The 14446-nt window shown below is 66.0% G+C and carries 15 protein-coding genes; 4 read left to right on the top strand and 11 right to left on the bottom strand.

The genetic code is table 11. The annotated features are described in order from the left end of the window. Positions 1-12 precede the first annotated feature (12 nt). Positions 13-1026, bottom strand: coding sequence for a porphobilinogen synthase (gene hemB / locus PSTAB_RS02870; RefSeq protein WP_011911773.1), 1014 nt, complete (start codon positions 1024-1026; stop codon positions 13-15). A 303-nt stretch (positions 1027-1329) separates the two neighbouring features. Between hemB and elbB the strand changes: the two genes are divergently transcribed. The 3 genes from elbB (at position 1330) to PSTAB_RS02855 (ending at position 4850) form a co-directional block, all read left to right on the top strand. Then, positions 1330-1995: an isoprenoid biosynthesis glyoxalase ElbB gene (elbB, locus tag PSTAB_RS02865; protein WP_011911772.1), complete on the top strand. Its 666-nt coding sequence runs from the start codon at positions 1330-1332 to the stop codon at positions 1993-1995. Between the two features lie 143 nt (positions 1996-2138). Then, the gene (locus tag PSTAB_RS02860) at positions 2139-2606 is read left to right on the top strand and encodes a thioesterase family protein (protein ID WP_013981640.1); all 468 of its coding nucleotides are present in this window, start codon (positions 2139-2141) and stop codon (positions 2604-2606) included. A 111-nt stretch (positions 2607-2717) separates the two neighbouring features. After that, positions 2718-4850, top strand: a complete 2133-nt coding sequence (locus PSTAB_RS02855; RefSeq protein ID WP_013981639.1) for a putative bifunctional diguanylate cyclase/phosphodiesterase — start codon at positions 2718-2720, stop codon at positions 4848-4850. On the opposite strand, the gene PSTAB_RS02850 is transcribed toward PSTAB_RS02855, so the two are convergent. The 5 genes from PSTAB_RS02850 to PSTAB_RS02830 are packed head-to-tail and all read right to left on the bottom strand — an operon-like array spanning position 4825 to position 9214. Then, a complete protein-coding gene (locus tag PSTAB_RS02850) occupies positions 4825-5280 on the bottom strand; it encodes a YaiI/YqxD family protein (RefSeq protein ID WP_013981638.1) in 456 nt (151 codons plus the stop codon). The two genes, PSTAB_RS02855 and PSTAB_RS02850, sit on opposite strands and share 26 nt — an antisense overlap. A 14-nt stretch (positions 5281-5294) precedes the next feature. Beyond that, a complete protein-coding gene (locus PSTAB_RS02845; RefSeq protein ID WP_011911768.1) occupies positions 5295-5927 on the bottom strand; it encodes a LysE family transporter in 633 nt (210 codons plus the stop codon). A 30-nt stretch (positions 5928-5957) separates the two neighbouring features. Then, positions 5958-6716, bottom strand: coding sequence for a TerC family protein (locus PSTAB_RS02840; RefSeq protein WP_011911767.1), 759 nt, complete (start codon positions 6714-6716; stop codon positions 5958-5960). 9 nt (positions 6717-6725) lie between these two features. Beyond that, a complete protein-coding gene (locus PSTAB_RS02835) occupies positions 6726-7307 on the bottom strand; it encodes a mechanosensitive ion channel domain-containing protein (protein ID WP_013981637.1) in 582 nt (193 codons plus the stop codon). Beyond that, positions 7304-9214 (bottom strand): ATP-binding cassette domain-containing protein, encoded by a 1911-nt coding sequence (locus tag PSTAB_RS02830; RefSeq protein ID WP_013981636.1) that lies wholly within the window; start codon positions 9212-9214, stop codon positions 7304-7306. Before PSTAB_RS02830 ends, PSTAB_RS02835 begins: the two co-directional genes overlap by 4 nt. A gap of 69 nt (positions 9215-9283) precedes the next feature. Here PSTAB_RS02830 and PSTAB_RS02825 point away from each other — a divergent pair, with 69 nt between their 5' ends. Beyond that, positions 9284-9760, top strand: coding sequence for a TIGR02444 family protein (locus PSTAB_RS02825; protein ID WP_013981635.1), 477 nt, complete (start codon positions 9284-9286; stop codon positions 9758-9760). On the opposite strand, the gene PSTAB_RS02820 is transcribed toward PSTAB_RS02825, so the two are convergent. The 5 genes from PSTAB_RS02820 to PSTAB_RS02800 all read right to left on the bottom strand — a co-directional run bounded on the left by PSTAB_RS02820 (position 9736) and on the right by PSTAB_RS02800 (position 14433). Beyond that, positions 9736-10593 carry an AlgP family protein gene (locus PSTAB_RS02820; protein WP_013981634.1) on the bottom strand — a complete coding sequence of 286 codons (858 nt, stop codon included), beginning with the start codon at positions 10591-10593 and terminating at the stop codon, positions 9736-9738. The two genes, PSTAB_RS02825 and PSTAB_RS02820, sit on opposite strands and share 25 nt — an antisense overlap. Positions 10594-10697: 104 nt before the next feature. Next, positions 10698-11159 carry an Rsd/AlgQ family anti-sigma factor gene (locus PSTAB_RS02815; protein WP_011911762.1) on the bottom strand — a complete coding sequence of 154 codons (462 nt, stop codon included), beginning with the start codon at positions 11157-11159 and terminating at the stop codon, positions 10698-10700. 262 nt (positions 11160-11421) lie between these two features. Beyond that, positions 11422-11913: a disulfide bond formation protein B gene (locus PSTAB_RS02810; RefSeq protein ID WP_011911761.1), complete on the bottom strand. Its 492-nt coding sequence runs from the start codon at positions 11911-11913 to the stop codon at positions 11422-11424. A gap of 118 nt (positions 11914-12031) precedes the next feature. Further along, positions 12032-13252: a heme biosynthesis HemY N-terminal domain-containing protein gene (locus PSTAB_RS02805; RefSeq protein ID WP_013981633.1), complete on the bottom strand. Its 1221-nt coding sequence runs from the start codon at positions 13250-13252 to the stop codon at positions 12032-12034. Continuing rightward, positions 13249-14433, bottom strand: coding sequence for a uroporphyrinogen-III C-methyltransferase (locus PSTAB_RS02800; protein WP_041755264.1), 1185 nt, complete (start codon positions 14431-14433; stop codon positions 13249-13251). The genes PSTAB_RS02805 and PSTAB_RS02800 overlap by 4 nt, the downstream gene beginning before the upstream one ends. Between the last annotated feature and the right edge of the window lie 13 nt (positions 14434-14446).

Genomic DNA, 14446 nt, shown 5'->3' with positions numbered 1-14446 from the left:
CTCGAAAAGGGCTCACTGGCCCCGTTTTAATTGTTGTGCCGCCTGCTTGGCGAAGTAGGTGAGGATGCCATCGGCCCCGGCGCGCTTGAAGCCGACCAAAGACTCAAGGATGACGGCCTCGCTCAGCCAGCCGTTCTGGATGGCGGCCATGTGCATGGCGTACTCGCCGCTGACCTGATAGACGAAGGTCGGCGCCTTGAAGGCCTCCTTCACCCGCCAGACGATGTCTAGGTACGGCAGGCCGGGCTTGACCATGACCATGTCGGCGCCTTCGGCCAGGTCCGCGCCCACCTCGTGAAGTGCCTCGTCGCCGTTGGCCGGGTCCATCTGGTAGGTGTTCTTGTTGCTCTTGCCGAGATTCGCTGCCGAACCCACCGCATCGCGGAACGGGCCGTAGTAGGCACTGGCGTACTTGGCCGAATAGGCCATGATGCGCACGTTGTGGTGCTCGGCCACTTCCAGCGCCTCGCGGATCGCCTGAATGCGGCCATCCATCATGTCCGACGGCGCGACCACCTGAGCACCGGCCTCGGCATGGGAGAGCGCCTGCTTGACCAGCGCATCGACGGTGACGTCGTTCTGTACGTAGCCGTTGTCGTCGAGGATGCCGTCCTGGCCGTGAGTGGTGAACGGATCGAGGGCGACGTCGGTGATGATGCCCAGCTCCGGGAAGCGAGCACGCAGCGCACGCGTGGCACGCTGGGCAATACCGTCCGGATTCCAGGCTTCGGCGGCATCCAGAGATTTCTTTTCCAGCGGCGTCACCGGGAACAGCGCCAGTGCCGGGATGCCCAGCGCCACCAGCTCCTCGGCCTCCTCGAGCAGCAGGTCGATGGACAGCCGCTCGACGCCGGGCATCGACGGCACGGCTTCGCGACGGTTCTCGCCATCGAGCACGAACACCGGGAGGATCAGGTCATCGACCGTCAGCACGTTCTCGCGCACCAGACGGCGGGAAAACTCGTCGCGACGGTTGCGGCGCAGGCGGGTGGCGGGGAACAGGCGGCTGGCAGGAACGAAACTCACAACGGACTCCTGGCCCGCAAAACGGGCGAATATGACGTTTTATAGGCCCGGCGCATGACGAAATGATGACAACGCCATGCCGCCGGACCAGCGAAATCGTCCCATTGTCGCCAGCCCCGCCCACGACTGCCAGTGCTTTGAGCGGGCGCAAAGTCGCGTGCCAGACCTGCGGCAATGAACACCGGCGAGTCAGGCGAATCCAAACCAGCATGCGGGGCTTACCTGGAACCGCCCCAGGTATTAGCATCGAGCCCATCCGCAGCGCCCACCCCAGGGCCGTTGAAACTGACCAGGAGTATCGCTATGAACAAGAAAGTCGCCGTGATCCTATCCGGCTGTGGCGTCTACGACGGCTCGGAGATCTATGAGAGCGTCATCACCCTGCTGCGCCTGGACCAGCGCGGCGTCAAGGTACAGTGCTTCGCACCGAACATTGCGCAGATGCACGTGATCAACCACCTGACCGGCGAGGAAATGCCGGAATCGCGCAACGTACTGACCGAATCGGCACGCCTGGCCCGTGGCGAAATCAAGGATCTGCGCGAGGCACGCGCCGAGGATTTCGACGCGCTGATCATGCCTGGCGGCTTCGGTGCCGCGAAGAACCTCTCCACCTTCGCCACCGAAGGTGCGAACAGCAAGGCCCTGCCGGACGTGGTGGCGCTGGTCAAGGCCTTCGCCGAGGCGCGCAAGCCGGTCGGCATGATGTGCATCGCGCCAACCATGGCCGCGGAGATCTTCGGCGCTGGCGTGATCTGCACCCTCGGCAGCGACGACGCCGACGCCGCCAAGGCGGTCGGCCAGATGGGAGCCAGCCACCAGGCCTGCGAGGTCAGCGACATCGTGGTGGACAAGCAGCACCGCCTGGTCACTACTCCGGCCTACATGCTGGCGCAGTCCATCAGTGAAGCGGCGTCCGGCATCTACAAGCTGGTCGACCGAGTGCTGGAGATGACCACCGAGGACTGAGTCTTCGAACAGACCGTAATCCCGGGGCAACCCGGGATTTTTTTGCGCGAAAGTCGCCAAAGCCGCGGGTGCTCTTGCCGTCGACCTGTTCAGCCCGGACGACCTCGGGCAGTTTGGTCCGACCCTTTTCAGGAATGCCGACCATGAACCATGACGATGCGCTGCTCGCCGAGCAGGCCCAGGCGGTACGCCAGATGTTCGAGCGCATCCCCTTCAACCAGGCCCTGGGCATCGAGCTCGATGAGATATCCACGTCGCGGGTGGTGATGCACCTGCCAATGAAGCCCGAGCTGGTCGGCAACTTCGTCCATGGCATCCTCCACGGCGGCGTGATCGCCTCGTTGCTCGACGTCGCCGGTGGCGCCATGGCGATGCTGGGCGCCTTCGACAAGCATCGTCACCTGACCATGCAGGAACGCGCCGCCCGCCTGTCCCGCCTCGGCACCATCGACCTGCGCATCGACTATCTGCGCCCCGGCCGCGGTACGCGCTTCACTGCCAGCGCGACCCTGCTGCGCTCGGGCAACAAGGTCGCGGTGGTGCGTTCGGAGCTGCACAACGAATCGGACACGCTGATCGCGGTGGGCACCGGGACTTATCTTTGCGGCTGAACGGCCGATAGGAGATTGGCGGCCGGGGTGCGCTCTCGTACACTCTGCCGAACATGGCCATGAGCCATCATCTCCACGAGGCAGGACGCCCGACAGTTCGAGTGCCGCCGCGTGTCCAGACTGCAGTTTTCCGACCTGCCCGCCGACCAGGTTGTCCTGCTCGGGCATAGCCATGACCCGATGCTGGTCGTGCTCTCCTATCTGATCGCCAGCGCCGCGGCCTTCACCGCCCTGGCCCTGGCCAAGCGGGTCAGCCGCAGCAGCAGCCCGCGCGGGCGCGAGCTATGGCGCTGGGTCGGCGCCTTCGCCCTGGGAGGCGGTATCTGGTCGATGCATTTCATCGGCATGCTGGCCTTCCGCGCGCCGCTGGACATTCGCTACGAGCACGGCATCACCGCCCTTTCGCTACTGATCGCCGTGGCGGTGTCCTACGTGGTGATGCGCGTGCTCGGCCGCGATCACCTGAGCGTGGCGCAGTATGCCCTGGCCGGAACCGCCGCCGGCATCGGCATTGCGGCGATGCACTACACCGGGATGGCCGCGATCCGTTCGCTGGCCACGCTTTACTACGCGCCGCTGGCTTTTGCCGCCTCGGTGCTGATTGCCATTGGCGCTTCCATCGCCGCGCTGGTACTGGGCTTTCATTTTCGCACCAGCCAGAGCCGCCATCAGCGCTGGCAGCGCCTGCTATGCAGCCTGGTGATGGGTGCAGCAATCGTCTCCATGCACTACACCGGGATGCACGCGCTGACCCTGGCTGTCCCCGCCGGTCTCGTGGAGCACGCCGCGCCATTCGGCAGCCACACCGGCCAGGGCGCACTCGCCTCGGCGATCGGCTTGGTAGCCCTGCTGGTGATCGTCACCGGCATTGCTGCGAGCTGGGCCGAACAGCGCTTCAGCGAGCAGCGCGAGGCGCTCGATCTGGCCGAGCACCAGCTCAACGCCATGACCCACTACGACCCGCTGACCAACCTTTTCAACGGCCGCGCTTTCACCGAGATGGTCACCCAGGTGCTGGCCGCACGCGAGGAGCGCCAGGCACTGGCGGTGCTGGTGGTGGACCTGGACAACTTCAAACGCATCAACGACAGCCTCGGTCACCGCAGCGGCGACCTGGCGCTGCAACAGGCGGCGCAACGCATTCGCGCGGTGCTCGGTCAGCACGACATGCTGGCGCGCTTCTCCGGCGACGAGTTCTGCGTGCTCACCCTGGGCGCCTGGGAGCATGCCCAGGCGACCGCCGAGCGGATCCTCGACCAGCTGCGCCCGCCGTTCGTCCTGGGCGACACCCAACTGCGCCTGACAGCCAGCATCGGCATCAGCCAGTACCCCGAGGACGGCCTCAACTTCGACGCCCTGTTCCGTCACGCCGGCCTGGCCGTCGGGCAGTGCAAGGCCAGCGGCCGCAACCGCAGCCTGCGCTTCAATCCGGCACTGGAACTGCGCGCCCAGGAGGACCTGTCGCTGGAGCAGGACCTGCGCCGAGCGCTGAACGAGAATCTGCTCAGCGTGCACTACCAGCCCATCGTCGACGGCCGCAGCGGGCGCCCGGTGAGCCTCGAAGCGCTGGTGCGCTGGCAGCATCCGCAGCAGGGGTTCATCAGTCCGGAGCGTTTCGTCGGGCTGGCCGAACAGCATGGCTTCGTCGCCGAGCTGGACACCTGGGTGGCGCGCCGCGCCTGCGCCGACCTGGTCGGGCTGCTGGAGGAAGGCCACGATCTGCGCATGGCGGTCAACTGCTCGGCGCTCAACCTGTCCAACCCGCAGATGCCCGCGGTGGTTGCGCGGATCCTAGAACGCACGGGGCTGGAGCCCGCGCGACTGACCGTGGAAGTCACCGAGAACGCCCTGATGAACAGCCTCGGCGCGGCGATCCGCACGCTGGACGCGGTGCGCGAGCTGGGCGTGAAGGTTTCGATCGATGACTTCGGCAGCGGCTATTCCTCGCTGACCTACCTGCGTCAGCTGCCGGTCGATACGCTCAAGGTCGACCGTGCGTTCGTTCGGGAAATTGCCGAGCAGGCCAACGACCGCGCCATCACCGCAGCGATCATCGCCATGGCGCACAAGCTGGGTCTGAAGGTGGTGGCCGAAGGGGTGGAAGAGGCAGTGCAGCTCGATTATCTGCGCGAAAACGGCTGCGACTTCATCCAGGGTTACTACTACAGCCGGCCGCTGCCGTTAGCGGCGCTGCGCGACTGGCTGGCCGAGCGGCCACTCACTGCGACCGTGACAACCGCGTAAGCAAGCGGTCCAGCGCATTGGCGAACGCCTGACGGTCACGCTCGCCGTAAGCCGCCTGGCCGCCACCCACCTGCCCCTGATCCCGCAGATCGGTGAACAGGTTGCGCACCGCCAGGCGCTCGCCCATGTTGCGCTCGTCGAACTCGCGCCCGCGCGGGTCGAGCGCGGCGACCCCCTTCTTCACCAGCCGGTCGGCCAGTGGCACGTCGCTGCAGATCACCAGGTCACCGGGCTCGGCATGTTCGACCAGATAGTCGTCCGCGGCATCCGGCCCGCTCGGCACGACAATCAGACGCACGCAGGCGAACGCCGGCTTGACCTGGCTCTGCCCGGCGACCAGCAGCACCTCGAACTTGCGTTTGAGGGCGAACTTGATCACCTGATCCTTGGCTGCGCGCGGGCAGGCATCGGCGTCGATCCATACGCGCATCGTAACCGCCTCGCTCATGCCGCGGCACGCCGAACGGTCGCCAGCAGGGCCGCCGCCCCGGCGAACATGGTGGCAAAGCTGCGGTTGACCAGGCGCTGCTGACGCGGCGTACGCAGCAGGCGCAGCACCTTGGCGGCAAGCCCGGTGTAGCCGGCCATGACCACCAGATCGACCACCACCATGGTCGCGGCCATCTCGCTGTACTGCAGCAGCAGCGGCCGCTGCGGATCGAGGAACTGCGGCAGCACCGCAAGAATGAAGACGATCGCCTTGGGGTTGCTGGCATTGACCAGGAAGCCACGCAAGACCAGGCTCAGCGGCCGGCCGATGGGCCGCGGCGCCGCCGAATCGTCCAGCGCTTCGGGCTGCGCCTGCCACTGCTTCCAGGCCAGCCAGAGCAGGTAGCAGACGCCGAACCACTTGATCAGGCCGAACGCCAGTTCCGAGGTGGCCAGCACCGCGCCGACGCCGGCGGCGACCACGGCAATCTGCAGTACCAGCGCCAGCTGCAAGCCGATGGCGTTCCAGTAGCCGCGCCAGAAGCCGTACTGCAAGCCGCAGGACATCGACGCGATGGCCCCGGCGCCCGGCGACAGGCTGATCACCCAACAGGCGACAAAGAATGCGAGCCAGGTTTCCAGTGTCATCGTGATGCCCTCCGTTTCAGACGCGTGGGTTCAGTCCGGCGAGCCCTTGCCCAGCTTCACCGGTTCCTTGAGCTTGCGCTTCATGGCCTTGCGCATGCGGATGTTCAGCGCCTCGACGCCGAGCGAGAAAGCCATGGCGAAGTAGACGTAGCCCTTGGGCACGTGCACATCGAAGGCTTCGGCGATCAGCAGCGTGCCGACGACGATGAGGAACGACAGCGCGAGAATCTTCAGCGTCGGATGCTTGTCGATGAAATCGGCGATGGTCCCGGCCGAAACCATCATCACCAGCACCGCGATCACGATTGCCGCGACCATCACCGGCACATGCTGCACCAGGCCTACCGCGGTGATCACCGAATCCAGCGAGAAGACGATGTCGATCACTGCGATCTGCAGGATGATGCCAACGAAACCCGCCTTGGCCGCGCCGCCGGCGGTCTGTTCTTCCTCCTCGCCTTCGACGCTGTGCCAGATTTCCAGGGTGCTCTTGAACAGCAGGAACAGGCCGCCGAAGAACAGGATCAGGTCACGCCCCGATACGCCCTCCCCCAGGACCGTGAACAGGTCGTTGGTCAGACGCATCACCCAGGCGATCGACAGCAACAGCAGGATGCGTGTGCCCATCGCCAGCGCCAGGCCGAAGAAGCGCGCCTTGGGCTGCTGTTCCTTGGGCAGGCGGCTGACCAGAATGGAGATGAAGATGATGTTGTCGATGCCCAGGACGATTTCCAGGGCAGTCAGCGTCAGAAACGCGACCCAGATTTCCGGGTTGCTGAGCCATTCCATGATGGTGTTCTACTCGTTGAGATTACGGTTGAAGAGCTGGACGTCGGCACCACGCCAGCGGCGCACGGCTTTCTGGAAGAACAGGCTGTTGGGCACCTGGACGATAGCCCCGGTACCCGCCTCGGCCACTTCTTCCAGGGTGGTATAGAGCAGGTTGATATCGATGACACGCCCTTTGACGATCGGCTTGTCGAACGCCTCGACGATTTCCACCACGTCTCCCAGACGGAACGGCCCGACAGTCAGGATCAGCACCGCACACAGCAGGTTGGACAGCACGCTCCAGATGGCGAAGAAGGCGATCGCGGCTACCGCGACGAAACCGGAAATGGCCGTCCACAGCACCGTGGCGGACACCCCGAAGCGCTCCAGCACCATGATCAGCGCGCCGCCGATGATGAACCAGCGGATGCCGCCGCGCACCGGGATCAGCAACTCCGGTGGCAGCGGGTAGCGCGACGAAACCCGCGTCAGACCGCGTACCACCAGCCGTTGCAGCACGTAGGCCACCAGCAGGATCAGCAATACTTGCAAGCCCAGCATCCATTGCAGGCGCCATTCCTCGACCAGGGTCAGCCAGGGTTCGCTCATGCGCTGGCCTCCAGCTGCGCCTGCAAGGCTTCCAGGGTTTCCAGTGCCTCCAGCCAGGCCTCCTCCAGCTCGCCTTCACGAACCTTGAGCTCGGCCTGCTGCGCCAGCAACTGGCGCAGTTCGTCCTTGCGCGCCGCCTCGTAGAGCGCACTGTCGCCGAGTCGCGTTTCCAGGGCGGCCAGCTTTTCGTGCACGTCAGCCAGGTCCTTCTCCAGCTTGTCGGCCTGGCGCTTGTGCGGTGCCAGCTGCTGGCGCAGCGCGGCGGCGGCCTGGCGCTGGGCGCGCTTGTCGGTCTTGTCGGCGACCGCTTCAGCGGCAACAGACGGCTGCTGCCGCGCACGGTAGTCCACCAGCCAGCGCGCGTAATCCTCGAGATCGCCGTCGAAGTCCTGCACCCGGCCGTCTGCCACCAGCAGGAACTCGTCGGTGGTGCTCTTGAGCAGATGCCGATCGTGGGACACCACCAGCACCGCGCCTTCGAAGTCCTGCAGCGCCAGGGTCAGCGCCAGGCGCATCTCCAGATCCAGATGGTTGGTCGGTTCGTCGAGCAGCAGCAGGTTGGGCTTGCCCCAGGCGATCAGCGCCAGCGCCAGGCGCGCCTTCTCGCCACCGGAGAAGTTCAACACCGGCTCGTCGCAACGATCGCCGCGGAAATCGAAGCCGCCGAGGAAATCGCGCAGGGTCTGCTCGCGCTCGTTGGCGGCGATGCGCTGCAGGTGCAGCAGCGGGCTGGCCTTGGGGTCGAGCGAGTCGAGCTGATGCTGGGCGAAGTAGCCGACCACCAGGTTCTCGCCGCGCTGCAGGCGGCCGCCGAGGGGCGAAATCTCGCCGGAGAGCGTCTTGATCAGGGTCGACTTGCCGGCACCGTTGGGACCCAGCAGGCCGATCCGCGCGCCAGGCACCAGCTGCAGCTTGACCTTGTCCAGAACCAGCTTGTCGCCATAGCCGAGGCGGCCCTCGGCCAGATCCAGCAACGGACTGGAGACCTTGTCCGCTTCGCGGAAACGAAAGTCGAACGGCGAATCCACGTGCGCCGGGGCCAGCTCTTCCAGCCGCTCCAGGGCCTTGATCCGGCTCTGTGCCTGGCGCGCCTTGGTCGCCTTGGCCTTGAAGCGGCGGATGAAGCTTTCCATGTGCGCGCGCTGCGCCTGCTGCTTCTCGTAGGCCTGCTGCTGCTGGGCCAGACGCTCGGCGCGGGTGCGTTCGAACGCCGAGTAGCCGCCGCGATAGAGGGTCAGCTTGCGCTGCTCCAGGTGGATGACGTGGTCGACCACCGCGTCGAGAAAGTCGCGGTCGTGGGAAATCAGCAGCAGCGTGCCGGGGTAGCCCTTGAGCCAGTCCTCCAGCCAGAGGATCGCATCCAGATCCAGGTGGTTGGTCGGTTCGTCCAGCAGCAGGAGGTCTGACGGGCACATCAGCGCCTGCGCCAGGTTCAGACGCATGCGCCAGCCGCCGGAAAAGCTGCCGACCGGCAGCACCATCTGCTCATTGGAAAAGCCCAGCCCGGCGAGCAGCTTGCGCGCCCGCGCATCGGCGCTGTAGCCGTCGGCGTTGTCCAGTTCGGTGTGCAGGCGCGCCAGTGCGTTGCCATCATGGGCCTGCTCGGCGGCAGCCAGTTCGGTCTGGATGCGCCGCAGCTCAACATCGCCATCGAGCACATAGTCCACCGCCAGGCGCTCGAGGGTCTCGATCTCCTGGCGCATGTGCGCGATGCGCCAGTCCGGCGGCAGCTGGCAGTCGCCACCATCGGGTACCAGCTCGCCACGCAGCAGGGCGAAGAGTGTGGATTTGCCGGCACCGTTGGCACCAACCAGGCCGGCCTTCTGGCCGGGATGCAGGGTCAGCTCGGCGCCTTCCAGCAGTCGCTGGGGCCCGCGCTGTAGAGTGAGGTTCTGAAGTCGGATCATAATGGCCGCGAGTTTATCAGTTCGCCTGGAAAGCCAGCCGGGCGGTCGACAAAAAAAGGCGCCACTCGAATGCGAACCCCTGACCTTTGGACCTTCGCCCTAGCCTGCTATGCCCGACCAGGTGTCGAAACGGCCTGCCTGGAGCTGCAAAACCAGGGCGCGGACGTGTGCCTGCTGTTGTGTGGCGCCTGGCTGCAGGCACGCGGCGTCGCCTGCAGCCAGGCGCGTCTGCAGGCGTTGACCACGCTTGCTGCGCCCTGGCGCGGGGACGTGATCGAGCCGCTGCGGGGGTTGCGTCAGGCATGGCGATCGCAGGCCGAACAGGACCTGGCGCTACACAGCCTGCGTGAGGCGTTGAAAGCGCTGGAACTGCAAGCCGAGCGCGAACTGCTCGAACGGTTGCAGAAGATCAGCCAGGACTGGCCTTCGAACGGCGCTGCCGACGCCTGGCTGGAACCCCTCGTCCCGGTAGCGCACAACCGCGCCGCGCTGGAAGTCCTGCGCAGCGCGGCGCTGCAGACTCAGCTGGAGCTGGCTGCTGGCTGAGCGGCGGCGCGCTTGGCCGCTGGCTTGCGCGCCACCGGCTTCTTGGCTGTGGCCTTGGTTGCAGGCTTGGCAGCTGCCGCCTTGTCCGGCGCCTCTGCCGACGCGGCAGTCTTTTTCTCCGCCGACGCGGGTGCCTTCGAACCGGCAGCCGCACGTGAACGGGCCGGCGCCTTGCTTGCGCTCGCCCCCGTCGTGGCGGGCTTGGCCGCGGCACTGGCGGGCGCTTTCGCAGCCGGTTTGACCGCAGCCTTGGCTGGCGACTTTGCCGCAGGCTTGGCGGCCGGCTTGGAGGCAGTCGTGGTCGTGCCGGCTTTCGCTGGGGCACTGTCAGCCTTGGCTGCGGGAGCTCTGGTCGTAGAGGTGCGGGGCTTGGCGGCCGCCGGCGCGGACTTGCCGGCCGCCGGGCGCGCTGCTGCAGGCTTGGCTGGCTGCTGACGGCCTTGCAGCGCCTGGTCTGCAGCATCGGCAACCTGACGGATGCCCTGCGCCAGCTTCAGGCTGTGCTCGGCGTCGCGCTTGAGCTCCGCCAAGTAATTCAGCGTTTCGCTCTGACGGGTCTGCAGCAGGGTAAGGGACTCTTCCAGTTCGCCGAGTCGGGCACGTGCCTTGGTCTGCGCCTTGGGCTTGCCAGTGCTGCCCGCCTCGTCCAGCTTGGCCCGGGCCTTGGTCAGCTTGTCCTGCGCCTTGCCGCGCTGCTTCTGCAGCTTGGCGAGCGCGCCCTCGGCGTCCTTGATCGCCTGGCTGCAGGCCTTGTCCAGATGTTCGATAAGGCTGTGGGAAAGCTGCTGCAACAGATGCAGCGGGGTGGTAACCGACTTCTTCTTCGCGGGCATGAAGGTGCCTCCTGGCAGGAACGGTGCACCCATACTAGACGGCCCGCCAGGTGGCCGCCAGGGGACGCGAAGCGTTGCACCCGCCGCAGCGGGTGGCTCGGTTCTCAGGCCGGAGCAGCCGCTTGCTTATGCGCTGTATGCAGCACTTCGATCAGGCAGTCTTCCAGTTCGAAACGCTCGTGCAGAAGCTGCCCGAGCTTCTTCAGCTCATCGGCCAGACCGGGGCTGCCGAGGCAGTCACCCTTTTCGCAACGATCGTTGAAGCTCAGCGCCACCTGGGTGATGGTCTCGATGCGCGGGTAGATCTGCTTGGCCAGCTCGATGGCGCGCGCATCGCCGAACGCCTCGGCCTCGGCAAGCAGTTGTTCGTAGATTTCGAAATGGCCGGCCGAGACGTAGTCGACCAGATATTCGCAGAACCTTTGCAGGGCCTGGCGAGCGTCGTCGCGCTCGATATGCAACCGGTCGTAGGCGTTGATCAGCGCATGGCGTTCATGCAGCCAACGGTCGATCAGCAGATGTACACCGCCCCAGCGTTCCTGGGCATTCCGACAGCTCTCGAGCATGATGACCTCACTTCCCTAATCGATGATGCTTGTACGCCATTCCGAGACGTTTTTTTGTCTTTCGGTAGCGGCCTTGGGTGAGTGGCGGCGCGAATGGCAAGAATCCGTCACCGCACGAGCAGACTATGCCGCGCCGCTCGATGCATCAAGCAAAATGCCCAACGAATCGCGCGAGCGCACAGGCAGCCTCAGCTGCGCCGCACGTCCATGAGAAGACCGTGCAAAAGCAGCAGGAGTTCGGCGGGAAAAAGAGAAAAGTCGATCAGTCTCGGCGCAGCAGCTGCCAGAGGCAGACGATCGCCATACCGATGAAGCCCAACAGGCTCCACTCGGGGATGCTCATGCCGAGCATGGTCCAGCTGACCTCGGCGCATTCGGCGGTGCCGTGCAGAACAAGGCGGGCGATTTCCTGGAAGGGCAGCGCCTCCATCATGTATTCCAGGCTCGGCAGGCAGCTCGGCAGCTGATCGGCCGGCACGCTCTGCAGCCAGATCTGGCGGATTGCGGTAGCGGCACCGGCGGCCACGAACAGCGCGGCGATGGCCGCATAGACGCGACGCCCCACCTTCGCCGGCCCGTGGATCGCCGCCACCAGGCAGACCAGGCCGAAGCCGATCACGCAGATGCGCTGAACGATGCACAGTGGGCATGGCGCAAGGCCCATCACGTGCTCCATGTAGAGCGCGATGGCGATCAGCAAGGCGCTGCCCAGGAAGGCGATGACGAACAGGGAACGAGGGCTGGCCAGGCGCATGGAGGCTCCGCTAGCAGGAAAAGTTCGCTACGGTAGTGGAAACCCCGTCGTGGTTACAAGCGCTCGCAGGCCTGCAGGAAGCCGTCAAGCCCGCCGCATGGCGGACCTGACGAAGCGGTCACAGCGTAGCCGGAAGATTGCGATCGAGCAGGCCAACACCCTGCTGGAACAACCGGTTGCTGCTTTCGGTATCGCCCAGCTGCGCGAGCAGACGCGCCAGCTCGGCGCAGGTTTCCGGACGATGATCGAAACGCAGGCTCGCCTCCAGATAGTCGCGCGCCTTGCCCCACAGCGCATTGCGCAGGCTGAGCCGCCCGAGAGCCAGCAACAGGACGGCATTCTGTGGGTGATCCTTCAGCCAGCCCTCGGCATTGGCCAGCTGGCGCGCCGGATCGCTACCCTGCACACGCCCATAGCGTTCCACCAGGCGATCGTCGTACTGCCGTTTGATCGCCGCGTAGAGCACCTCTTCGGCCTTCGCCTGCGCACCCAGACGGACGAGCCCGTCGGCATAGGCACGCACCACCAATGGCTCCCCGCGCTGCGCGCTGGGAACGGTCTGCCAACGCTGATTCAGCGCCTCCAGGCTCGCCTCCGCGGTCAGTTCGGAAGGTTGCCCGGCCTGCTCGACCGCCGCCGTCCACGCCAGTACCTCCAGTTCGCTCAGGCGCGCCGGTGGCAGCACTCGATGCTTGCGCAGCTCCGGCAGCAGGCGGCACAGCGCCGCCCAGTCCTCGAGCTGCACGTAGAGCTGCTGCAACAGTGTCAGCACGTAGGGGTGCCGTGGATGATCGCTTTGCAGTGCGCTGAGAGACGCCCGCGCTTCGACATACTGGCCACGGGCGATCTGCAGCTGCGCCTGGGTCAGGCCGATCGCCAGTGCGGCTTCGGGTTCGCGCTCGCGAGCCTTCTGCAGCAACTCGTCGCTCTGTGCGTACTCGCCCAGCTCGTTGGCTGCCCGCGCCGCGCCCAGGTAGTGGACCAGCGGCTGACGATCCCTTTCCGCAGCCAACTGCAGATGGCCGAGCGCCGGCCCCCACTGCCCTTCGGCAAGTTCGCGCAGGCCTCGTCGAGAGGCCTTCTCGACACGGCGCTCACGATGGCGACGCGACCAGGGATTGATCAGCGCGCCGGACACGTGCAGCAGCCCAAGCACCCAGTGCACCGCCAGCGCCAGCAACCACAGGCAGCCAATCAGCGCGAGGAAGACCCAGAAACTCGATTCGTAGCGGAAGCGGTCATAGGTGATCAGCACATAACCGGCGCTCTGGCTGATCGCCCAGCCGAGCAGACCTGCGATCGCGAGCAGCAGAATGAAGACCAGAACCAGACGTCTCATGTGCGCTGGGCCTCCTGCTCCGCGTCCTGCGCCTCGGGCTGAGCGGACGTCTCGCCCGCGTCGCTTTCATCGCGGCGCTCACGTTTCTGCACGTAGGCCTGCAGCGCCTGCAGGGCGGGTGCGAGATCGGGCAGGCTCACCTCGACCTCGCGCTGGGTAAGGGCTTCCAGGCGCTCGCGCAGGCCACGGGCCTGGCCGTTATCATCGCTGAAATGATCCTTGAGCAGTGTGCTCGCCTGCTCCAGCGACTGCCGATAGACCCGGGTGTTGCCGTTGAGCACGGCCCATTGCGCCTGCTCGATGGCCAGCGACAGTGCCAGGCGCACCTGGCCCAGGGTCTGGCCGGCGAGCAGCGGCTTCACGTCGGCACTGGCATCGAAGTCCACCCGCACGTAGCGCGTCAATTCGTTCAGCCAGCGCTGCCAGCGACTGTCCTGGGCGTTTTCCGGCAGCGCCTCGCCGTTGACGAATTCCGGGGCGAGCGCGCTGAGCTGGCCGGTCTGCCCACGCAATGCCCCCAGCTGCAGGAACAGCCCGGTACGGTCCAGCTCCGGCAGACTGCGCAGCGCTTCGAGACCTTCGAGCAACTTCTGCCGGGTGCCATAGGCACCGGGATCGTCCTGCTTCTGCAGAATCAGATCGGCTTCGTGAACCAGCATCTCGGCGCTTTTCACGTCCTGCATGGCCGAGAGTCGCAGCATCGCCATGCGCAGCAGGTGCTCGGCTTCGGCCAGGCGCCACTCCTCGCGGCTCGCGCCCAGCACCTGCTCGACCCGCCCGGAAAGGCGCTGCTGATCACTCTGCAGCGCGGCCAGCAGGCGACGGCGCTCCTCCAGCTCGCTGGCCGACGGCAGCTGTTCCAGCCGACCGAGCCGCGCAGCCAGCTGGCGTTCGCGCTCGGCCAGCTGACGCGTCTGCTCGGCAGCCCCCTGCATGGCTTCGAGCCGCTGGTCTTGCTGAGCACCGAGCTGTTGCAGCTGCCAGATGCCATAACCACCGAGCGCCACGCCGCCCAGGCCGACCAGCAGCGCCAAGGCTGCCAGGGACTTGGCGCCGCCGTTGGCGGCAGGCTTGGATGGGACGGGCTTGGCGGGCTTTGCGGGTTTCGCAGGCTCGGTCGCGGGGGCCGGCTCGCTGGCGGGGGGTTGCAGCGGTTCTTTCTTGGAATCTGCTTCGCTCACGTTTCCATCCTTT

It is taken from the genome of Stutzerimonas stutzeri, from assembly GCF_000219605.1.
GTDB classification, from domain to species: Bacteria; Pseudomonadota; Gammaproteobacteria; order Pseudomonadales; family Pseudomonadaceae; genus Stutzerimonas; species Stutzerimonas stutzeri.
The sequence above is the reverse complement of the archived record's forward strand: the minus strand, read 5'-3'. Positions and strand labels throughout refer to the sequence as shown.